The 22,012-nt window shown below is 67.8% G+C and carries 16 protein-coding genes and 1 pseudogene; 6 read left to right on the forward strand and 11 right to left on the reverse strand.

Annotation, left to right across the window (positions count from 1 at the left end):
- Positions 1-52: 52 nt before the first annotated feature.
- From ACFFGN_RS10330 to ACFFGN_RS10340, 3 genes are read right to left on the reverse strand one after another with little or no spacing between them, the layout of a single operon-like run.
- Entirely contained in the window at positions 53-1,444 is a 1,392-nt protein-coding gene (locus ACFFGN_RS10330; protein WP_380045850.1) for a mannitol dehydrogenase family protein, read from the reverse strand.
- Positions 1,441-2,352 carry a PfkB family carbohydrate kinase gene (locus ACFFGN_RS10335; protein ID WP_380045852.1) on the reverse strand — a complete coding sequence of 304 codons (912 nt, stop codon included), beginning with the start codon at positions 2,350-2,352 and terminating at the stop codon, positions 1,441-1,443. The genes ACFFGN_RS10330 and ACFFGN_RS10335 overlap by 4 nt, the downstream gene beginning before the upstream one ends.
- Before the next feature lie 14 nt (positions 2,353-2,366).
- Positions 2,367-3,350 carry a LacI family DNA-binding transcriptional regulator gene (locus tag ACFFGN_RS10340; protein ID WP_380045854.1) on the reverse strand — a complete coding sequence of 328 codons (984 nt, stop codon included), beginning with the start codon at positions 3,348-3,350 and terminating at the stop codon, positions 2,367-2,369.
- A gap of 114 nt (positions 3,351-3,464) precedes the next feature.
- Between ACFFGN_RS10340 and uxaC the strand changes: the two genes are divergently transcribed.
- Both uxaC and ACFFGN_RS10350 read left to right on the forward strand, forming a co-directional pair.
- Positions 3,465-4,847 (forward strand): glucuronate isomerase, encoded by a 1,383-nt coding sequence (gene uxaC / locus ACFFGN_RS10345; RefSeq protein WP_380045856.1) that lies wholly within the window; start codon positions 3,465-3,467, stop codon positions 4,845-4,847.
- Between the two features lie 39 nt (positions 4,848-4,886).
- Positions 4,887-6,062, forward strand: coding sequence for a glycosyltransferase family 4 protein (locus tag ACFFGN_RS10350; protein WP_380045858.1), 1,176 nt, complete (start codon positions 4,887-4,889; stop codon positions 6,060-6,062).
- Positions 6,063-6,079: 17 nt separating this feature from the next.
- On the opposite strand, the gene ACFFGN_RS10355 is transcribed toward ACFFGN_RS10350, so the two are convergent.
- From ACFFGN_RS10355 to ACFFGN_RS10365, 3 genes are read right to left on the reverse strand one after another with little or no spacing between them, the layout of a single operon-like run.
- A complete protein-coding gene (locus ACFFGN_RS10355; protein WP_380045861.1) occupies positions 6,080-6,496 on the reverse strand; it encodes an FAD synthase family protein in 417 nt (138 codons plus the stop codon).
- Positions 6,497-6,503: 7 nt separating this feature from the next.
- A complete protein-coding gene (locus ACFFGN_RS10360; RefSeq protein ID WP_380045863.1) occupies positions 6,504-7,289 on the reverse strand; it encodes a CDP-alcohol phosphatidyltransferase family protein in 786 nt (261 codons plus the stop codon).
- Positions 7,286-7,717 (reverse strand): adenylyltransferase/cytidyltransferase family protein, encoded by a 432-nt coding sequence (locus ACFFGN_RS10365; protein ID WP_380045865.1) that lies wholly within the window; start codon positions 7,715-7,717, stop codon positions 7,286-7,288. The genes ACFFGN_RS10360 and ACFFGN_RS10365 overlap by 4 nt, the downstream gene beginning before the upstream one ends.
- A 582-nt stretch (positions 7,718-8,299) precedes the next feature.
- Here ACFFGN_RS10365 and ACFFGN_RS10370 point away from each other — a divergent pair.
- A complete protein-coding gene (locus ACFFGN_RS10370) occupies positions 8,300-10,036 on the forward strand; it encodes a right-handed parallel beta-helix repeat-containing protein (RefSeq protein ID WP_380045867.1) in 1,737 nt (578 codons plus the stop codon).
- Positions 10,037-10,143: 107 nt separating this feature from the next.
- Here the strand turns inward: ACFFGN_RS10370 and ACFFGN_RS10375 are convergent, their stop codons facing one another.
- Positions 10,144-11,316, reverse strand: a complete 1,173-nt coding sequence (locus tag ACFFGN_RS10375) for a glycosyltransferase (protein WP_380045869.1) — start codon at positions 11,314-11,316, stop codon at positions 10,144-10,146.
- A gap of 643 nt (positions 11,317-11,959) precedes the next feature.
- Between ACFFGN_RS10375 and ACFFGN_RS10380 the strand changes: the two are divergent.
- A pseudogene (locus tag ACFFGN_RS10380) lies at positions 11,960-12,568 on the forward strand (right-handed parallel beta-helix repeat-containing protein); the annotation flags it as partial.
- A gap of 193 nt (positions 12,569-12,761) precedes the next feature.
- Here the strand turns inward: ACFFGN_RS10380 and ACFFGN_RS10385 are convergent.
- Together ACFFGN_RS10385 and ACFFGN_RS10390 are read right to left on the reverse strand one after the other, a co-directional pair.
- The gene (locus ACFFGN_RS10385) at positions 12,762-14,219 is read right to left on the reverse strand and encodes an O-antigen ligase family protein (RefSeq protein ID WP_380045871.1); all 1,458 of its coding nucleotides are present in this window, start codon (positions 14,217-14,219) and stop codon (positions 12,762-12,764) included.
- Complete coding sequence (locus ACFFGN_RS10390; protein WP_380045873.1) at positions 14,216-15,856, reverse strand: Wzz/FepE/Etk N-terminal domain-containing protein; 1,641 nt, start codon at positions 15,854-15,856, stop codon at positions 14,216-14,218. The genes ACFFGN_RS10385 and ACFFGN_RS10390 overlap by 4 nt, the downstream gene beginning before the upstream one ends.
- Positions 15,857-16,113: 257 nt before the next feature.
- On the opposite strand from ACFFGN_RS10390, the gene ACFFGN_RS10395 reads away from it, so the two are divergent.
- Together ACFFGN_RS10395 and ACFFGN_RS10400 are read left to right on the forward strand one after the other, a co-directional pair.
- Positions 16,114-18,306, forward strand: a complete 2,193-nt coding sequence (locus ACFFGN_RS10395; RefSeq protein WP_380045875.1) for a LamG domain-containing protein — start codon at positions 16,114-16,116, stop codon at positions 18,304-18,306.
- Between the two features lie 147 nt (positions 18,307-18,453).
- Complete coding sequence (locus ACFFGN_RS10400; RefSeq protein ID WP_380045877.1) at positions 18,454-19,980, forward strand: fibronectin type III domain-containing protein; 1,527 nt, start codon at positions 18,454-18,456, stop codon at positions 19,978-19,980.
- Here the strand turns inward: ACFFGN_RS10400 and ACFFGN_RS10405 are convergent.
- A complete protein-coding gene (locus ACFFGN_RS10405; RefSeq protein WP_380045879.1) occupies positions 19,953-21,332 on the reverse strand; it encodes an MATE family efflux transporter in 1,380 nt (459 codons plus the stop codon). The genes ACFFGN_RS10400 and ACFFGN_RS10405 overlap by 28 nt on opposite strands.
- On the reverse strand, positions 21,224-22,012 hold the full coding sequence (locus ACFFGN_RS10410) for a WecB/TagA/CpsF family glycosyltransferase (RefSeq protein ID WP_380045881.1): 789 nt from the start codon (positions 22,010-22,012) through the stop codon (positions 21,224-21,226). The genes ACFFGN_RS10405 and ACFFGN_RS10410 overlap by 109 nt, the downstream gene beginning before the upstream one ends.

Here is a 22,012-nt window from a genome sequence, read left to right on the forward strand (position 1 = left end):
GGTGAGGGTCTTGCGCTCGCACAGACCTCTACGTTGCAACAAGCTGCAAGCTTTACCGCGAGAGCTCAGCCAGGTGGGTAGTCAGCAGCGCCCGGAACGTCGTGTCGTCGCGTAGATCGGCCGCAAAGACCTGCTCGACTCCCAGGAGCGCGTCCACCAGTCCAGCGGGTCCAGCCTTCGCGGAGGTGACAGCAGCCCGCAGGCGGTCGGCGAGCGGATCGTCGATCGCCTCCGCAGTACTGACGTAGCGCATCCAGGCAGCGACGGCCAAGGCAGCGTGACGTGGTTCGGCCCCGGCCGCGAGGCGGTCCCGCACTGTGCCGAGCAAGCGGACCGGCAGTTTCACCGAACCGTCCATCGCGACCTGGGCGGTCCGGTGCTTGAGGGCCGGGTTCGCGAACCGCTCCAGCACGCTCTCGCCGTACGTCGTGAGGTCGAGGTCTGCAGGCGGGTCGAGCGTCGGTACGACGTCCTCGGTCATCAGGTCCAAGGCCTGCCGGAAGAGCTCTTCGTCCCGGACGGCCTCGGCGATCGTCGCGTAGCCCTTGAGCGCACCGAGATACGCCAGCAGCGAGTGGGTCGCGTTGAGCATGCGCAGCTTCACGCGTTCCCAGGGCGCGACGTCGTCGGTCAGGATGGCCCCGGCGCGTTCCCAGGCGGGACGGGCTGCCGCGAAGTCGTTCTCGATCACCCACTGCCGGAACGGCTCGGCCACGACCACACCTTCGTCGCGGCAGCCGAGCAGACGTTCCGCGTCGGCGCGGTCGGCATCGGTTGTCGCGGGCACGATGCGATCCACCATGCTCGACGGGAATCGCGCGCTCTCGAGTTGTTCCGCGAGACCCGGGCTTGGCTTGGCCTCGGCGAACTCGTGCACGAGTCGACGCAGTACGGCGCCGTTGGCGACGAGGTTGTCGCACGAAAGCAGGGTGAGCGGTCCGGCGCCGGTACGGGCTCTAGCGGCCAGACCCGCGACGAGCTGTCCGACGACCGTGCGCGGTGTCGCGGAGGCCAGATCCACCTTTACGCCTTCGTCGTTGAAGTCGAGGCCGCCATCCGGCGAGGCGCGATAGCCCTTCTCCGTGACGGTCAGGGTGACCACCGACACGGCAGGGTCGGCGATTCGCTCGACGACGCCCTCAGGCGCAACCAGCATCTCGCGGATGCTGGCGATCACCCGGACGGTCGGTTCACCGAGACCGCGCTCTAGAACCGAGTACAGGCCATCTTGAGGCGCTAGTTGGTCCCGCACGGTCGTCGACCGTTGGCTGACGCCGGAGATGCCCCAAGTCGTTTCGCCGGTAGCAGCCGCCGCTAGTTCGGTGTAGACCGCCTGGTGGGCTCGATGGAAGGCGCCCAGTCCGAGATGCACCAGGCCGATCGAGAGCTCACGCGGGTCTACCGCAGTAGACGGCTTGGTGTCGAAGGAAAGACGCTCGGTCATGAACGAACCGCCAATGCGTGGGCGCGGACTTCTTCCAGGGTGGCGACGTAGCCGGTACCGCCGAGGCCTCCGACCGACAGAGAGGCCGCAGCCACTCCAAGCCGGATGGCCTGCGCGAGGTCGTCGCCAAGAGCTAGGCGGGCCGTGACCGTACCGGCGAAGGAATCGCCCGCACCAGTCTGGTCGACCACTCGAGGAGCCGGCACGACCGGGACCTCGCTGAACTCGCCGCCCTCGTCCAGCAACACACCTTCGGCGCCTCGCGTGAGAGCGACCGCCCGGGCCCCGAGCTGCCTCAACGTCGTACAAGCTGCTTCGGGGGTATCGGCGATCAGCTGCGCCTCTTGCGGCCACGCAGGCGTCATGAGCCGCGCGTACGGCGCTAGTACGCGAAGGTGTTCCGCAGCGCCTGCGGCGTCGACGAGTCGCGGCCGCCAGTTCGGGTCGTACACGAAACAGGCGGAGAGCGCCGCAGCCTTACGAACCGCCTGCGCGGCTGATTCCGAGATGGCGCAGGCGATCCCGCTCGCGAGAACCGCGCCGAGCTTGTCGGGCACGTCCTCGGGGCTGAGGCCTGAGCCGGCGCTGCCCTTGCGTACATAGAGGAACTCGCGTCCACCGGTTGGATCGGCGTGCTGCATGTAGAGCCCGTGCTGGCCGGATACGCGCACTACACGGCTGCTGTCGATGCCGAGGTCGTTGACCCGGGCAAGGAGCCGATCCCCCAGGTCGTCATCCGGTACGCGCGCCAGCAACGCGGTATGCGCCCCCGCGGCGGCAGACGCGGCCGCGGCGTTCAAGGCGTCTCCCGAGAACGCGAGCCGCATCGACGTACCAGAGTCGAGTGGTTCGGTCGCGGTGAGTTCGACCAGGACCTCGCCCAGTACGAACACGTCGGGGGTTGTCACAGGGACTCCTCCAGTCATGGGGTGACGCCGGTCGAGCCGCGCACGATCAGCTCACCGGGCAACTGCCGGCTGGGACCGGCCGAACCGTCCGGGTCGTCCAAGAGCGCCAGCAGCAGTTCCACCGCGACCCGGCCCGCCTGTTGCTTGGGCAGGCTCACGGTGGTCAGAGCGGGCCGGGCCATCCGGGACATCGCGATGTCGTCGATGCCGACCACACTGAAGTCGTTCGGTACGGAGATTCCCCGGGCGTCGAGACGGGCCATCAGGCCGATCGCGACCAGGTCGTTGTAGGTCACCACTGCGGTGGCCCCGGAAGCGACGACCTGGTCGGCGGCGGCGTATCCCCCGTCGTAGTGCGGCGGGAAATGCCCGATCTTGACCACCTCGAGTCCGGCGGCGGCCGCGGCGTCGGTCAGGCCGCGGGCGCGTTCGCCATCGGACCACGACTTGGCGGGGCCACCGACCCAGGCGATTCGGCGATGTCCGAGCGCGGCCAGATGGCCGACCGCCTGGCGCATTCCGTCGGTGTTGTCGAACGTGACCGAGCCGATGTCCGGAACCTCCCGGTTCACCAGCACCACCCGGGTATCGGCGGCGAAACCGGTCAGCTCGTCCAGGCCGGCGCGTGGGGAGCACAAGATCATGCCGTCGACCTGCTTGGCCAACGCCCGGACCAGGCCCACCTCGGCGGCCGGATCCTCGTCGGTATCGGCCAGGAAGACCGCGATATCGGCCGCCCGGGCCCGCGCCTGAATGCCCTTGACCACGCTCGGGAAGAACGGATTGGCCAGATCCGGTACGACCAGGCCGATATTGCCGGTCCGGCCGGTGATCAGCCCCCGGGCCGCCCGGTTCGGCGCGTAGCCCAGCCGTTCCGCGGCCGACTGCACCCGCTCCCGGGTGGCGGCGTTCACCATCTCCGGCATCGACAGCGCGCGCGACACCGTCGAGGCCGAAACCCCGGCCAAGCGGGCGACGTCGCGAATGGTGGAGGACACAGCGCGAGTTTGCAGGCCGTTTCATTCCCGTGTCAACAGCGAGGGCTTGTGCCTTGGATCAGTGACTGCAATCCTTTGCAGCGTCCGTTTCACTCGATGCTTCGTGGAGTTCCCATGCCGAAGGCCTTGCAGCCTCACCCCGACCGCGCTCTGCCCGCTGGTGAGGCCCGTGACATCGCCCGGCGGATCTACCAGTCGGTGCGGGACCTGCCGCTGCTGTGTTTCCACGGCCACGTGGAGGCTGCCCTCTTCGCCACGGACGAGCCCTTCGGAGACCCGGCGGATCTGCTCGTCGTTCCCGATCACTACGTCACCCGCATGCTGGTGTCGCAAGGTGTGCCGCTCGAGAGCCTCAGCGCCGGTGGAGACCCGCGCGAGATCTGGCGGGCTTTCTGCTCGCACTGGCACCTCTTCCGCGGTACGCCCAGCCGGTACTGGATCGAGCACGAACTGGCCGAGGTGCTCGGCGTAAAGCTCGCGCCCTCGGCGGAAACGGCCGACGAGCTGTACGACGAGATCAGCGCACGCCTCGCGGAGCCCTCGTTCCGCCCGCGGGCCCTGCTCGACGCCTTCCGGATCGAGCTCATCTCGACCACCGACGCGGCGACCGACGATCTGGCCCACCACAAGGCCCTGGCGGCGGAACTGCCCGGCCGGGTGATTCCGACGTTCCGCCCGGACGCCCTCGTATACGTCGACACCCCCGGCTGGGCCGAAAACGTGCGCCTGCTCGGCGAAATCGCCGGCCAGGACACCTCGACGTACGACGGCTATCTGGAGGCACTTCGCGAACGGCGACGCGCCTTCATCGAGTCCGGCGCGCTCGCGTCCGACCATGGCCACTTCAGCGCGTCCACCGAACCTCTGAGCGACGAAGCGGCTCGGGCCGTCTATGCCGACGCCCTGCGCGGGGAGGCCGGTGCAGCCGCTGAAGCCTTCGCCGGACACATGTTGTTCCAGATGGCGGCCATGTCCGCCGAGGACGGCTTGGTGATGCAGTTGCACCCGGGCGTCTTGCGGAACCACAGCACCGACGTACTCGATCGTTTCGGGCGCGACCGGGGTTACGACATCCCTGTGCAGACGGAGTTCACCCGGTCCCTACGGCCTCTCCTGGAACGGTTCGGCCACGCCGAAGGCTTCGGGCTCGTCCTGTTCACGGTGGACGAGACGGTCTACTCCCGCGAGCTTGCCCCGCTGGCCGGGGTCTACCCGACCGTGCGCCTCGGAGCGCCCTGGTGGTTCCTCGACAGCCCGGACGGGATGCGACGTTTCCGCGAGCTAGTGACCGAAACTGCCGGGTTCGCCAACATGTCGGGCTTCGTCGACGACACCCGGGCCTTCCTCTCTATTCCGGCTCGACACGATCTAGCCCGCCGGATCGACGCGGGCTACCTGGCCCGGCTGGTGACCGAACACCGGCTCGCCGAGGACGAGGCGCTCGAAGTGGCGGCCGACCTCGCCTACAACCTGGCATCAACCACCTACCGACGCTGACGGCCGGTAGTCTTGCGCCCGGGTTTGAGGGGGTGCGGGATGAAGGTGCTGATCAGCGCCTATGCGTGCGGGCCGGACGAGGGATCCGAGCCCGGCGCGGGCTGGGCATTCGTGCGGGCGGCGGCGGAGAACCACGAGGTCTGGGTGGTGACCCGACGCCGGTTCGAGCAGTCGATCGAGCGTCACCGCGCCGCCGATCCGGTGCTACGCGAGCGGCTGCATGTCACATACCACGACCTGGGCGACCGGTTGCTAAAGGCAAAGAAGCGACCGCGTGACGTCTACTGGTACTACACCCTGTGGCAACGCGACCTCGGCCGGATCGCCGAACGTCTGCACCGCGAGGTCGGGTTCGATGTCGCGCACCACGTGACCTTCGCCGCTGACTGGCTGCCGTGCGGTGTACGCCGCCTGCGGGACGTACCACTCGTCTGGGGTCCTGTCGGCGGAGCCACCCGGCCCCCGTGGCGACTGGCGCAGCGCTGGCTCGGTACCCGCGGCATCGTCGGTGAGCTGATCCGGACTCCGTTCACGGAGCTGGCCCGGCGAACCTTGGGAGACCCTGTCGCCCGTCAGGCCGAACTGACCGTAGCGCTGAACGACGATGTGGCCCGGCGGTTCCGTCACGCCCGTCGCGTCGTGGTCGAGCCGAACTCCTCCATCGACCTCTCCGACGTACCACCGGCTGCGCTCGACCGAGAGCCCGGGAAGCGCGCGGTGTTCGTAGGACGCCTGGTCGGTTGGAAGGGCGTACGGCTCGCTGTGGCGACTATCGCCCATCCCGAGGCTGCCGGGTGGACCTTGGACTTCTACGGGGCTGGCCCGGAGCGGGAAGCCTTGGCAGCCGAAGTGGATCGTCTGGGTCTAGGCGAGCGTGTGCGATTTCTAGGCATGCGGCCGCGCGACGAGGTTCTTGCGGCCGTCAGGGACGCCGACGCGATGCTCTTCCCGTCGTTGCACGATTCGGCACCCTGGGCCGTCGCAGAGGCCGCCACACTCGGATGTCCCGTGGTCTGCCTGGAACTCGGCGGACCACCGCTGCTGGCTGGAGCCGCCGGAAGGGTCGTAGCGCCACATGGCGACGTCATTGGCGAACTAGCGCGCGCACTCGCCTCGACCGACAAGACACGGCCCGAACCGACACTGCGCTGGTCACCGGCCCGGCTGCCGGGCGTAGTCGACGACTGGTACCAGTCGGTCGTGAAGGCCCGCTAGCCCTTCAGCAGGCTGGATCAGTGAGCGCCGTCGAGGAGGCGGCGTAGGCCGGTGCTCGACGTTGAGGCCGTATAGGGGAAATAGTGCACTCGAGCACCAACCTCGGCCAGGAGCTTCTCCAGCCGGATGGCCTTCTCGGTGCCTTTCCAGTCGTCGCCTTTGAACAGGACGTCGTACTTCAGCTCTTTCCACATCTCGAACTTGTCGCTGGAGAAGTCGCTGACGACCTTGTCGACCAGGTCGATCGCGCCGACCACCTCCATCCGCTCGTGATGCGGCACCACCGGAAGGCGGCCCTTGATCCCGGCGACGACGTCATCCTCGACGACGCCGGCGATCAGGAAGTCACAGTTCTCCCGGGCCCGGCGCAGGATGTTCAGATGGCCGATGTGGAACATGTCGTACACACCGGGCGCGTAGCCGATCACGGTCATGCGGACCTCAACCTCGGGCGGAGACTTCAGGCGGAGTCTGGGGCGGTAGCTGCGGAGACTGCGCGCCCAGACTAGTCAGTTCGCCGTACCACTTGGTCACCGCGGCCAGCAGAAGCAGCAGATTGACCGCCAGCAACAGCCCGTACAGGGTCAGGAACACGGCCGGCCAGGCCAGCGTGACGAAGACCAGGCACAACACTCCGTAATCGCTCGGCACGATCAGCAGTGACTTGAGCACCGACTCGCCACGGGGATTCGGCTTGGCCGCGCCGTTGTTGCGGCGTAGCTGCTCGATCAGGATCAGGCCGAAGAACGTCACCGAGCCGACTACCGCATAGGCCATCGGGATCAGCAGGACCAGGTCGGTGTCGAAGGAGGTGAAGCGGTAGAGCCCGATCAGCACCGCCAGATGCAGCGTCGCGATCTTGGTGCAGTCGATCATGTGATCGAGCCATTCGCCGACCGGACTACCGCCACCACGCAGCCGTGCGACCTGGCCGTCGGCCGAGTCCAGCGCGTAACCGAGTACCAGCAGCGCCGTCACGAGCACGGCGACAGCCACGGTGGGCTCCACCAGCGCGATGACGAAGATGGCGGCGAAGGAACACAGTGCGCTCGCCGCGCTGACCTGGTTCGGCGTCAGGCCGAGCTTGTACGCGACCGCGGCCAGGTAGCGGCCGAGACGCCGGTTGATGAACCGCGAGTACGCCGGAGTACCGGCAGCGGGCTTCTGCGCGGACGCGAGCGCCGCCACGAGTTCACCGATCGAAGCAGTGCGATCGACCCGGCTCATGCGACCGAACTGCGGGAGACCCGCTGGCTCAGGGCCGCCCGGAGAATCGCGCTCTCGGTGATCCGGGTGAGCTCGAGCGGCCGAACGACCGGGGCCGACAAGACCAGTGCGGACGCCGCCTGTTCAACGGCATCCTCCAGGCCAGGCCCGGTGAAGACCAGGTCGACCCCGAGTGCGCTCACCACGTCGGCGCTGGCGCCGTTGGTCACCACGACCTCGTCGACACAGCGCAACCTGCTGATGATCTGCTGGCGCTCGATCAGCGGCACGAACGGCCTCAGGCCGAGATTCTCCTCAGCCCATTCGTCGGTGAGCACGCCGACGACCAGCCGGTCGCAGCTCGCCGCTGCCTGCTGGAGCAAGTCCAAGTGTCCGACGTGGAACAGATCGAACACGCCGGACAGGTAGCCGCCTATCACTTTGGTCACCACGGTCCCCCCACCGAGCCCTGAAGGCTCACGCCTCGCGCCCCCCGGCGCCTCAACCCGATCCTTGCCGGACCGATGTCCAGGACCTGCGCCGCTCTGCGCTCGCCCTGGAAATCCACTGCACGCACCTTACACCCGGTAACCGCCGGGACCTAGCCATGACGCACCGTCGAGATCGGCCCAGAACCAGCCACATCGCCGCGGCTCTTGACTTATACAAAAGCAGCCAGGCAATTCATTCAGCTGTTTGAACTGCGATCGCTATCCGGGCAGAAAATTGTGAGCAATGTTAAATCCCGGCCAGTTTCACTGATTACCGAACCGGTCGGTACCGTAACCCTGCGGAGTCGGCTGGTGCGTTTGCCCAGGTGAGAGCTTGAACAGACGGTCCATCGTCGCAAGCGGAGCGTGCACCAAGCCGTTCAGAGCCCGCTTGCCGCCGGTGGAACTACTTGACCTCATCGTAACGATCTTGCAACATGACGAACCGCACGAGGGCGCCCTTTCAGAAGGGCGGAGGGAATTGACCCGGCCGCTACTGGGGACATAGCGCGCCAACATCAGCCTCGGAGGTTGTTTCAGTTGAAGAAGTTGCTGTACGCCGCGATTATCGCGGTGCTCGTCTCCGCCGGTACAGTCTGGTTCGCCAGAGGGGGTCCCGCCGACAGTTCGGCCGCGACGTCCAAGGCAACCCCAGAGGCCGTCTCCCGCTACTGGCCGGGCCACACGCCGACCACCAAGTGGCCCACGAAGCGGCCCCGGCCGACGGCGACGCCCACCGCGTCCGCCACGGTGAAACCGAGCACCACGCCGACGACGACCGCGTCGAGCAAGCCGACGCCGACCGTCCCACCGACCACCTCTACCAAGCCCCCGACTCCCCCGGTCCCGCCGCCCACAACCACGCCGCCAGCCAATCTCACGGTCGGCCCAGCTGTTGCCGGCCCGTGCTCGGGCACGCCGATCAAGCTCGGCCAGGACCCCCAGTCGGTCATCAACTCCAAGCCCGCCGGTACGACGTTCTGCTTCGCCGCCGGCGTACATCGCATCACCAAGACGCTCCGGCCCAAGGCCAACCAGGTCCTCGCCAGCTCCGTCGGCGCCGTACTGAGCGGCTCGGTCCGGCTCTCCGACAGCTACTTCAAGCCCAGCGGAAACAAGTGGGTCGTTCGCGGCGCGCTCCCGGCGGCGTACGGCAAGATCGGCCAGTGCGAAGATGAGCAGGCCAACATCTGCGATCTGCGTGAGCAGATCTTCTTCGACGGCAAGCATCTGACCCGGGTGGCTTCGCTCAGTCAGGTCACGCCGACCAGCTTCTACGGCGACTACTCCGCCAACGCCATCTACATCGGGCGCAATCCCGCCGGCCACTCGATCGAGATGTCGAAGACCGCCCAGGCCATCGGCACCGGTGGCACCGGCGTCACCGTGCGCGGGCTGACCATCGAGCACTTCGCCAGCCCGGCGCAGTCGGCCGCGGTGGAGATCGGACCCGGCTGGCAGGCCATCGCCAACGAGTTCCGCGACAACCACGCGGTCGGTCTCAAGCTCGCGCGCGCCGACAAGGCCGTCGTCCGGGCCAACCGGGTGACGCGCAACGGGCAGCTGGGCATCAGCCAGTGGCGTTCGCAGGGCGCACAGATCCTGCGCAACGAAATCGACAACAACAACACCGACGGGTTCTGGATCGCCGACTGGGAGTCCGGTGGCATCAAGTCCACCTGGTCGTCCGGTCTGATCGAAGCCAACCACGTGCACAACAACCTCGGCATCGGCATCTGGTCGGACATCGAGGAGACCAACAAAGTGATCAAGGGCAACCGCATCGACCAGAACGCGGCGTGCGGTATCCGCTACGAGATCAGCTACAACGGCACGATCATCGGCAACACCATCACCAACAACGGCTTCGGCGTCCGCCGCACCGGAGCAGGTGGCGGCAAGAGCCTGTTCGACGGCGGTGGCATCAACGTCAACACCTCGTCGAACGTGCGCATCGAGGGCAACACTCTGGCCGGCAACCGCAATGGCGTCGCGGTCCAGTCCCGCAACCGCGGTACCGCCACCGGCGGCCAGGGCACGTTCGTACTGCGCAACGTCAAGGTCATCAACAACGAGATCGACATCGCCTCAGGCACCGCCACCATCGGCGCGGTGTACCTCGGCAGCGCATCGATCCCCGCCGGCGCGGTCACCTTCAGCGGCAATCAGTACAACGTGGACACCCCGTCCGCGAGCCGCTTCAACTGGATGAACAAGCTGATGACCGCCAGCCAGTGGAAGTCGATCGGCAACGACACCACCGGCACCTTCAGATAACCGCACCACCAACGGGCCGGCCCTTTGCCCAAGGGCCGGCCCGACCCTTTGCCCGGGACCTCTCCGGATCCCGGTAGCCCTGCGGTGGGCGGCCAGCACTCACCTCGTCACTGTTGGCGGCGGCCGCTGACCGCGGAGGCGTAGAGGTGTTCGGTGGCGGTTAGATCGGCTTCAGGGGTGAAGCGCGCCAGGTAGAGGGCTCGGGCGGCTTGGCCGAGGGTGATGGTGTTGGCCGCTACTTTCGCCAGGGCGGTTCGGAGTGCGGAGATGTCGCCTGGTTCGAAGGCGGCGCCGTTGGTGCCGTCCTGGACGAGTTCGGCCAGGGCTCCGATCCGCGCGGCCACTACGGGCACTCCGTGAGCGAAGGCCTCTACGACGACCATGCCGAAGGTTTCGTACCACCGGGCCGGTACGACAAGGAGGCGCGCACGAACCATCAGGTCCATGCATGCCTGCCATGAGACAGCCCCGAGGTAGGTGATCGAAGGCGTCGCCTCAGCGGCCGCGACCACCTCCGCGCGTAACGGCCCGTCGCCCGCGATCACGAGCTGGCCGAGCGCGGGGTCCCAGGCCTCGAGCAGATCGAGGATGCCCTTCTCGGCGGCCAGCCGACCGACGAACAACACGTGCTCGCCCTCGCCGGAGCGGAACCGGCCGGTGTGCGGAACCGAGTGCGGTTTCACCGTGATGCGCGCTGGGTCGTACCCGTCCTTGACAAAGGTCTCCCGCACGAAGGCCGACGGTGCGACAAAGGTCGTGACATAACGGTGCCAGGTCTTCAGCTGCCGGTGCAGCTGGATGCCTGCCGCGAGCGGCGCGCTGGCGATCCGCGAGTCGCGATAGCACCCGTGCCGGACCCCGGCCCACGGCCCGTTGCCGACGCAGTCCTCGCATGGCACGCCGTCGCGCTGCAGCAGGCCGTTCGCGCACATCAGACGGAAATTGTGCAGGGTCGCCACCACCGGCACCTGAGCCGACGTGGCCGCCTTCAGCACTGACGGGCTGATCAACGGGAAGGTGTTGTGGACGTGAATGACATCCGGACGTCGTACGGTGATCTCGGACCCGAAATCCCGTTCGTCCACCCGCGACCACAATGACCGGACCGGCACCAGGGCCCGGCCCGTCACCGGCAGATCGGCGATATCGTCGCTCGACCGGGAATAGACCTCGACCTCGTGGCCACCCGCCCGCAACACGTCCACGTGCTGCTTGACCACGACGTTCTCGCCGCTCGGCTGAGCCGATCGGTACCAGTTGTGCACCACCAGAACCCGCATAGGGTGCAACAGTAGATGGGCGGCTGACATGACGCGATCGATGAAGCACACGAGATCCCGGCGGGACCTGGCCGCGACCGTCGTCGCGATCCTGCTGCTTGCCGCCTGCTCTGCCAAGGGCGAGCCGGCGTCGGCCACCGAGCCACCCGCGGCTGGGCCGGCGCTGGAGGCCGGCCCGACGGCCCCAGTCGCCGCGGGCATCGATCGCGCCGGCGCTTGCGACGGCGTAGCGATCCAGCCCGGCGCGAACGTACAGCGCGTGCTCGACAGCCACCCCGCCGGTACGACGTACTGCTTCGCCCGCGGATTGTTCCGGATCGGCGCGCCATTGCGTCCGCAGCCGGGCGACGTACTCGCCAGCAGCGCGGGGGCGGTCATATCGGGCTCCCGAGTGATCCGCTCCTGGACGAGGCAAGGGCCGCACTGGATCGCGCGCGGGTTGCTGCCCGAGCCGTACGGCCGGGTCGGCAAATGCGAGGACAACCGGGCCAATCCGTGTCACCAGGGCGAGCAGATCTTTGTCGACGGCAAGCACCTCGACCGGGTGACCACGATCGCTGCCCTCGGCCCTGGCGAGTTCTTCCAGGACTACCAGCGGGACATCACCTATCTGGCCGACGATCCGGCCGGGAAACTGGTCGAGATGTCGACGGCGCTGAGCGCGACCGACGGCAACGTGCCGCGGGTGACCGTGCGCGGACTGACCATCCAGCACTTCGCCAGCCGTCCGCAGAAGGCGGCCCTGACCGTGGGGCACGACTGGGTGGTCGAGGCCAACGAGGTCCGCTGGAATCACGCGGTGGGCATTCTGGTGGCTCGCGGCGACCGGGCCAGGCTCTTGCACAACAAGGTGGTTTTCAACGGGCAGCTCGGCATCAGCCAGCATCGCTCGCAACACGTGCTAATGGCCGGCAACGAGGTCTCCCGCAACAACACCGACGGTTTCTGGGTGATCGACTGGGAGTCCGGCGGCATCAAGTCCACCCGCTCGTCCGGCGTGATCGAGAACAATCTGGTCGAGGCCAACCTCGGCAACGGGATCTGGAGCGATGTCGCCGACTACGATCGGCACATCCGGACCAACCGGATCGTCGGTAACGCCGCCGACGGGATCCGCTACGAGATCAGCTACGACGGCACGATCGAGCGCAACCTGGTGTCCGGCAACGGGTTCTTCGGCGGGCGCGGCTCGGGGCCGACCCTACTCGACGGCGCCGGTATCAACGTGAACACCGCGTCCGGCGTGACCATCACCGGCAACGTCGTGACCGGCAACCTGAACGGCATCTCCCTGCAGTCCCGCCCGCGCGGCAACGGCCCTCGCGGGCCGTATCTGCTGCGCGACATCACCGTGCGGGTCAATCGGGTCACGATGACCAAGGGCACCGCCCAGACCGGCGTAGTGCAGCTCGGGGACGCGGACATCCCGGCCGGCACGGTGACGTTCAGGAAGAACTCTTACGATCTGGATCATCCCGAGGCGCGGCGGTTCGAGACGGGTGGACGGGACGTGACGCCCGTGCAATGGCAAGGCGCAGGTTTCGATCCGGACGGCCGATTCGACTGACGGTCCCGGGCCCGACCCGGGACCGCCATCGATCGGCGTCAGCGACGGCGGCCGCGACCAGTAGGTGCACGGTCATCGAGCTGAGGTCGCTCAAACCACTCTCGTTGATCGAGGCAAGCGTCAGATAGCCCATCAGCATCACGGTGGACGCGCGGATGTACGGCGTGGGGGCACGCACCACCGCGACCCAGGCGAGGATGAAGGCGACTGCGATCAGGGCCACACCGAGCAGGCCGGTTTCCCAGTAGAGCCCGAGCCAGCTGTTGTCGATCGGCTGCACGTCGATATCGCCCTCACCGCGGCGCAGCAGCACACGCTTGTTGCCCAGGCCGTGCCCGATCAGGGCCGTCTGGAAGGCAACCTTCTCCTCGATGATGTACGACCAGGCGAGCGTCCGTCCGCTCAGCGACTCGATCTGTTTTGTGCCCTGGCCGCGCAACAGCCAGTTGTTCAGCACCGGGACAGCGAGGAACGCGCCTACCACTGCCAGCGGCGCGAGCATCGTCGCCAACCGGCCGAACCAGGTCTTGCGGGTCAGCAGCAACGCGAGCACCAGGCCGATGCCCAGCGCGGCGGCGGCCGTCCGGGTCTTGCTCAGCGCGATCAGGGTGAGCCCGCCGAAGACCAAGACGGTGCCGGGGATCGGCTTCATCCGGCGGTTGAGCACCGCGATCAGCGCCAGTCCGCAGACCAGCGCGCCGACCTCGCCGACGCGAGGCGGCAGCATCGGCAGGATCACGCCCTGTAGGCGATAACCGGCGCCGAGCGAGCTGATCTGGCGCCAGGCCTGGCTGGGTGAAACGAAGACGCCGACCGCGATCAGCCCGGCGAGAAACACATGGGCGTACAGGTGGGCCTTGAGCAGCCGTTCGGGCACTGCCAGCAGCGGGCGCCAGATGATCATCGCCAGCAACAGGCCGGTCGCCAGCCGGATCAGCCGCAACAGCGGTGTCAGCGGTTCATCCAGCAGGAATGCCGTCGCGGTCGCGAACAACACGTAGCCCAGGTAGACCAACGTGGTTCCCGCCACCCGGGTCCGGAAGCCGGGTTTGGTCGCGATCAGGCCGACCAGGAAGACGGCGCCGAGCAGCGCGCCCTTGAGCATGCTGTTGCTCGCGTCCGTCGAACCCTGCGGCGCGCTCGGCCGGGCGGACCATGGCTGCACATCGATCACCAGCAGCGTCCACAACACCACCCACAAGCCACCGGGCGCGAAGTCCGCCAGCCGCTCGCGCCTCGGAGCCGGGCTGCCGGCGGCACTCGATCCGCCGCGCGCCGACTTGCCCGGCAGCGCCAGCGGCCGCGCCGGCCCCGGTCCGGTGGCGCGGCCGGTCATTGCCGGACGGACTCGAGCAGATGCCCGTTCGCGTCGACCGGGATGCCCAGGGTCTCGTCATCGCGGTGGGCTCCGATCAGCACCACCCCGAGCACGGGTGCACCGGCGAACTCGAGCGACGCGCACAGGCGGGACACCCGGCTCTGCCGATCATGCCCGCACTGCACCACGAGCACGCAGCCGTCGACCGCCGCCGCGAGCGGAGCCACCCCGTGGTTGCGATCGGCGGCCGGGCCGTGCACCACCAGGGCTTCCGCCGATCCGCGCAGCTCCGTCACGATGCCCGGCACCAGCGCGGGTGCGACCGTCAGCGCCTGCTCGTCACCACTGCCCGGCATCAGCAATTGCAGATCGGGAGCGGGCCCGGGCACCAGCAACTTGCGAGCCTTGTCGCTACGCGAGTGGGCCGGCTCGCCGACCAGGTTGACCAGCCCGTCGGGGTTGGCGGGCGCATCCCGTCCGAGCTCGACGTCGGGACGCGGTCCGCGCACATCCGCGAAGACCAGCACGGTACGACGCCCCTCCCGCGCGGTAGCGCAGGCCATCGCCAGCGCTACGCCGTCCGCGTTCGGGCTGGGTGAGGCCGAAACAACCAGTACGGCGCCCTCGCCGTCTTCGGTATAGCCCCGGCGGGCAATCGCCGAGACGACCTCGGTGCCCAGGGCGGTCAGTTCGGACAGGTCGAGCTTGCGAGCCGTGCGGTGCCACCAACGGCGTCCGGTCGTCGAGGCCGTGAGCACCGGCGCACCAGCGCTGCGGGCGGCCTCGTCCCGAGTGGCGACGAAAGGGCTGAGGTGAGTGCTGCCGAGGGCCAGGGCGATACCGAGCACAAAGCCGAGCACCGCGCCGACGCTCACGTCGCGAGTGATGTTCGGTGAGACGGTCACTGCCTCGGGCGACGCCGGGGTGACCAGTTTGCTGGTGCTGCCGGCGGAGTCGGCTGCTTCGCGCAGTGCCTTCGCCTTGTCCTTGAAGTCGACAGAGCTTGTGCGGAGATCGACCTGCTTGTCGCGCAGCGATGAGGCGAGGCCGTCCTGCGAGCGGCTGAGCGCGTTGTCGATCGACCGTTGCAGGCCGGCAGCCTGGGAAGCCGTCGTGGTGGCACGCTGCTCGTTCTGCGCGGCAAGGGTGGCGAGCACGCTCTGCGCGGCCGCGCGGCGTTGCTCGAGATAGACCCCGGCGATGGTGTTCGCCCGGCGAACAGCCTCCTCGGCGGACGACCCGTCGGTGGTGATGATGTAGGAGTTGTCGGTGACGGCTTTTACCCGGGTGGCAGCCGACATCTTCTGCACCTCGTCGTCGGCGACCGACAACCCGAGCCGGGCGGCGACCACTCGCATCGTCGACGGGCTGGCGACCACCCGCGCCTGCGTCTCGGCGGGCAGGTCCATGCCGAGCGGGCCGGTCTTGTCCAGCCCCGCGGGCAGATCCAGCAGAGCCGGCGGCACGGCCGGGCCGACCAGGATCTCACTCGTAGCGGTCCAGCGCGCGGTTTGTGGCAGGGCGAAGGCGAAGGCGCCGGCCACTCCCAGTAACGTGCAGGCGCCGATCAGCAAGCGGCGTCGCCACAGCGACTGAACCGCGTCGCGCCAGACCATCGTGCCCGGTTCCATCCGGTACCCCACCTTCGCTGCCATGCTCGTCGATCCACCGGCGGCCCCCGCGACCAGACGGCTGAAGTTTGTCCGCATCAGCGCGCCCGGCCGATTTCATCAGCCGATCCAGACCCGATGACTACGAATAGTCATCACCGATGAGACTTACCTAGCATATCGGTAACCAATTGAGCTTTTGATCTTGCGCGATATCACGCTGCGTGCTCTTATTCGCGTGGGGGAAGTCTCGGGGTGGGTTAGTGCGGTGGGGTGCCGCGCTCTTCAATGGGGGTTTTTGCATGAGGAAAGTATGTCTTTTCGTGCTCGGAGCGTTACTGGTGGCGCTGCTGCCGTCGCTACCGGCTCAGAGCACGGGAGCATCGCTGGGGGCCAACCCACAGCCGATTTGGCAGACGAATGCCGACGTCCGGATCCTGGCGGTCAGCGGCGGGAAGGTGTACGCGGGCGGCCGGTTCACGACCGTGCGGCCGCCGGGTTCGGCGCCGGGGACCAACGAGGTCTCACGGACCTACCTGGCGCGGTTCGACGCTCTCACCGGCGCGCTGGACATGGGCTTCAATCCCGTCCTGAACGACGCGGTCTACTCGATCGCGGCCTCGGCGGACGGGTCCCGCATCTTCGTCGGTGGTGACTTCACCACCGTCAACGGCCAGTCCCGGCGCAAATTGGCGGCCTTCGACGCCGCGACCGGCGCTCTGAGCAGCCAATGGCGCCCGTCGGCGTCCTGGCGGGTCAAGGCCATCGAGGTCCGCGACAACACGGTGTGGCTGGGCGGTTCGTTCTCTTTGGTGAACAACGTCGAGCGGCTGCGGCTGGCGGCCGTAACCGCCGACACGGCGACGCTGTTGCCCTGGGCACCGGAACCGAACAACGAGGTCTACGCGCTTGCGCTGTCCGACGACGGCAGCAAGCTGTACGCCGGCGGGCCGTTCACGAACATCGACGGCACGCCCGCGAACACGGTCGCCAGCCTGAACCCGGGCACCGGCGCGCTGCAGCCGTTCCCTGCGGCCTCGGCCATTCCGCAGCCGAGCGGCTCGTGTATCTCCCGGGTCCGCGACATCACCACCCACGGCAACCAGGTCTTCTTCGCCAACTCCGGTGACGGCGGCGGCTGCTTCGACGGCACCTTCGCCGCAGCGGTCGACACCGGCGCGCTGCTGTGGAAGAACAACTGCCTGGGCGCCACCGAGGCCATCGAGTACGTGAACGGCTGGCTCTACAAGGGCTCACACGCCCACGACTGCGCCAACCTCGGCGGCGGCAACTTCCCGCAGGGCGCGGGCTACCGCTTCCTGCTGGCCCAGGACATCAACACCGGCGCGATCGGGCCGTGGACGCCGAACACCGACGCCGGTCCGCCGACCGAGGTCGGGCCGCTCGCGATGGCGACCGACGGCGGCAACCTGTGGGTCGGCGGCGACTTCAACCTGGTCAACGGTGGCGGTCAGCAAGGCATCACCCGGTTCATCTCCACCGGTCCGGGTGCGGCGCCGGCCAAGCCGGCCGCGCCGAAGGTCTTCAGTCCGAAGCCCGGTGAGGTCAAGATCAACGTACAGACGGTGTACGACGCCGACGACACGACGCTGACCTACAAGCTGTACCGCGGCTTCAACAAGGAGCTCATCCACACGTGGACCGGCTTCGCGGAGTGGTGGCGCAAGGAGCAGCTGACCTATACCGACGCGGGTCTGCCCGTCGGTTCGGACCAGATCTACCGGGTCGAGGTCACCGACGGCGCGAACACGGTGCTGTCGAACTACTCCGCGCACATCATCGTCTCGGGTACCACGGCCAACTACACCGGCCAGGTCATCGCCGACAACCCGACGAACCTCTACTGGCGATTGGGTGACGCTTCGGGCTCGACCTCGGCAGCGGACTCGTCCGGCTCCGGCAACACCGGCGCGTCCTCGAACGTCACCTACAACCAGCCCGGCCGTACGGCGGACGGTAACCGGGCGGCGACGTTCAGCAGCTCGGGCCGGATCAACGGCTCGAAGGTGTCCAACTCTGACGCGGCCTTCTCGGTCGAGGCCTGGGTCCGGACCAGCTCGTTGCTCGGTGGCCGGATCCTTGGCTTCGGCAACAGTCTGGCCGGAACCAGCTCGATGTCGGACCGCATGCTGTACGTGGACAGCAACAACCGAGTCCGGTTCGGTGTCCGCAGCGGCGGGATCAAGACGATCGGATCGCCGGGTTCCATCGCCAACGGCCAGTGGCACCATGTGGTCGGCACCTTCGAACCGGGCAGCATGAAGCTGTACGTCGACGGCGCCCTGGTCGCGACCGGGGTCACCCCGGGTATCGCGGACATCTATCGCGGGTACTGGCGAGCCGGCACCGACAGCCTGAACGGCTGGCCGAACCGCCCGCTGTCCGCGGGTCTGTCCGGCACGCTGGACGAGCTCGCGGTGTATCCGTTCGCACTGACCGCTCAGCAGGTTCTGACGCACTACCAGACCAGCTGACGATTCAACAAAACCAAGCTCTGCTCGGATCTATCCAGCTGGGGTAGATTGCACCGGTCACCGGTGGGAGGCGGGCGTTCCACGCCCCGCCAGGCGGTTCGCCTCCCACCTACCCGAACGGGGAATTACTCGAGGGACAGAACCATCGTGAGGAAGTTGTCGTTGTTCGCCGTCGGGCTTTTGCTCGCCGGCACCATCCATAACCCGGCGGCACAGGCCACCGGAACGCCGATCGTCGCGAACGCCAGCTCGGCCTGGCAGACCAACGCGCCGGTCCAGGCCCTGCACGTCACCAAGGGCAAGGTCTACGTCGGCGGGAAGTTCACCAAGGTTCGGCCGCCGGGCGCGGCGGCCGGTACCAAAGAGACGGCCCGCAGCTATCTGGCCGTCTTCAACGCCACCACCGGCGCTCTGGAGCCGATCAATCTGACCCTGAACGGCCAGATCTGGTCGATCACCTCCACGCCGACCGGTTCCCGGGTCTTCATCGGTGGCGATTTCACCACGGTGAACGGCGAGACCCATCACCGGATCGCCGCCATCGACACCGCCACCATGAAGCTGATCTCGTCGTTCCGGACATCGGTGGACTGGCGGGTCAAGGCGATGGCCAGCTACGGCAGCGTGCTGTACATCGGCGGCGCCTTCAACAACGTCACCGTGGGCGCCACCAAGTACCCCCGCAAGCGGCTCGCCGGCTTGAACAACGCAACCGGCGGCGTACTGGCCTGGGTGCCGAAGACCGACGACGCCGACGTGCATGCGATCGACGTCGCCGACAACGGCTCCCGGGTACTGGTCGGCGGTGACTTCAAGACCGTCAACGGCACCAGCCGGTACGGCCTGGCCAGCCTCGCGCCGTACCCGAACACCGGTGTGCTGCAGCCCTTCAAAGCCTCCGGGGCGATGCCGCAACCCACTCCCGGCTGCGTTTCCCGGGTCAAGGACATCGAGACCTACGGCGACCGGGTGTACGTCGCGGCCGCCGGTGACGGTGCCGGCTGTTTCGACGGCACCTTCGCCGCCAAGGTCAGCGGCCTGGGCGATCTGGTGTGGAAGAACTACTGCCTTGGAGCCACCGAGGCCATCACCTACGTGAAGGGCTGGTTGTACAAGGGCTCCCACGCGCATGACTGCAGCAAGAACGGCGATTTCCCGGAAGGTCCGTGGGGCAACAAGTTCCTGCTGGTGCAGAGCATTACCACCGGCCGGATCGGTCCCTGGGTGCCGAACACCAACGCGACCGGTGACACCCAGGTCGGTCCGCTGGCGATGGCCACCGGTGGCGCCGATCTCTGGGTCGGGGGCGACTTCACCACGGTGAACGGCAAAGGCCAGCAGGGGCTCACCCGCTTCACTGGCCTCGGCAATGGCGTGGCCCCGGTCAAGCCGGTCAAGCCGAGTGTGACCACCCCCACCACCCGCCGGGTCGACGTGAGCCTGCCGGCCACGACCGACCTTGACGACACGGTTCTGACCTACCGGTTGCTGCGCTGGTCCATGGGCCAGCTGGTGACCAGCAAGACAGTGGTGTCGACGTTCTGGTGGAAGCCCAAGGTGACCTTGAGCGACACCTCCCTCGCACCGGGCGCGAAGGTGCAGTACCGGGTCGAGGTGACCGACGGCAAGAACACCGTGCGCAGCGACTACTCCGCCGTCGTAACGGTGAAGTGACCAGTCCGCACGGCCCGATCCGCCTGCCACCACCACAGCAGTAACGTCACCGACGCCGCGATCGCGAGCGACCAGGCAGCGCCCTGGGCGCCCGCGATCGCGGCACCACCAATGCCGGCGATCACGAACAGCACCGACGACACGATCCGGATCGACAGCCCGCGGTTCGCCGCGGCCGTGGCCCGCAGGATCGCGAAGGCGCCGGCGTTGGCCGCGCCCAGGGCCCACAACAGGATCACCGGGATCAGTACAGGTTTGGCCTCTGCCCAGACCTCAACCCCGAGCAGCTCCCGGCCGACAGCATCCGGGAGCAGCAGGAAGACCGCGCCCCAGGCCAGCGCCCCGGCGCCGACGAAGGCCGTCACCGCCAGGCCGACCAGCCGCAGCCGCCGGGTGGAGTGCTTCAGCGCCCGCGCGGCCTCCGGCACCGCGAAAGCGCGAATTCCCTGGTTCAGCACGTTCACCGGCCCCATCAGGATCTGCGCACCACGAATGCCCGAGACGGCCGCGATCCCTGTCACAGCGGTGATCCCGATCATGTAGACCTGGACCGTTCCGCTCATCAGTACCATCTCGGCCACGTACTTCGGGGTCAGATCGCGATGCGCGTGCATCCACGCTCTGACCGCTCCGAACCGCGGCAGAACGCCGGACTGGTACCGCCCGAACACCGCGGCGATCAAGGCGCCCGCACCCCAACCGAGCACCAGCAGCGTGGCGGACGCCGAACCGGTGGCATAGAGCAGGCCGAAAATGACGCTCATCCCGAGTAGCCAGACCAGATCGCTGAGGAACGCCTGCCGTCCGCCTCCAACGACGAAGAAGGACCAGCGCCACGCGTCTTGAAGGAGCAGTCCGGGCATCATCACCGCGAAGGCGATGAGCACCCCGCGCGCCGGCATCCCCGGCCACAGTGCGATGGCCAGACCGACGAACAGCGCGATCAGGCCGACGACCAGTGCGGTCGCCGTACTGGCCCGGATCGCGTCACGCCACGCCGGCGTACGGTCGCCCGAGTGGCGGACGGCTAGTGGTTCGGTGGCGACCGCCCGGGACAGGTTCAGCGCGATCGTGTAGCCGCCGAAGGCCAGCGCGTAGATGCCGAACTCCGCGACCGTACTGCTACGGGCGACCAGGACGCCGACAACGAGGTTGCTAAGGCTGGACAACGCCTGGTCGGCCAGTCCCCAGCCTGCTCGCTGGGCCGGTCCCACCAGCTTGCGAGCTGTCAGCTTGGGGAGCTTCAGCGGGAACTCCCGCTCACACGCGGTCCGGCGGGCAGTACCGGACGCGGGCGGCGCAGCAGCATGCCCAGGCCGAACCGCGGAATGCCGAGCACATACCGCCGCCACAACCGGCGTGGCTCCTTCGCCAGCCGGAAGGCCCATTCGAGCCCTGACCGCTGCATCCAGCGTGGCGCCCGATCGAGCCGCCCTGTGTGGAAGTCGAATGCCGCACCGACGCCGATCAGGACCGGTGCGGTGAGGCGGTCCCGATGCTCGGCCATCCAGCGCTCCTGCTTCGGCGCGCCCAGGCCGATCCAGATAATGTCCGGCGCCGCCGTGTTGAGCCGCTCGATGATCTCGGCGTCCTCCGCTTCGGTTAGTGCCCGGTACGGCGGAGAGTAGACACCCGCGACCTTGAGGCCCGGGTGCAACGCGACGAAGTTGTCCCGCAACTGCTCGGCGACGCCGTCAGCGCCACCGTAGAAGTAGTGCGACCAGCCGCGCTCGACCGACTCGGCCATCACACGCTCGATCAGGTCGGGACCACAGACTCGTTCCATCGCCGAGAAGCCGGCCAGCTTGCCGGCCCAGACCAGCGGCATACCGTCGGCGAGCGTGAGACCGGAGGTGTTGTAGACCTGGGTCAACTTCTCGTCGGATCGGGCGTGCAGCAATGCGTTCATGTCGGACACGCAGACCAGGTGCCGCTCTCCCGCGGCGATCCACTGCCCGAAGGTGTCGACGGTGGCGTCCATCGTGATGACGCTGACGTGAACGCCGAGAACGTCGACGCGGCCGCCCGTCAT

Source organism: Kribbella deserti (assembly GCF_042434725.1).
GTDB classification, from domain to species: Bacteria; Actinomycetota; Actinomycetes; order Propionibacteriales; family Kribbellaceae; genus Kribbella; species Kribbella deserti.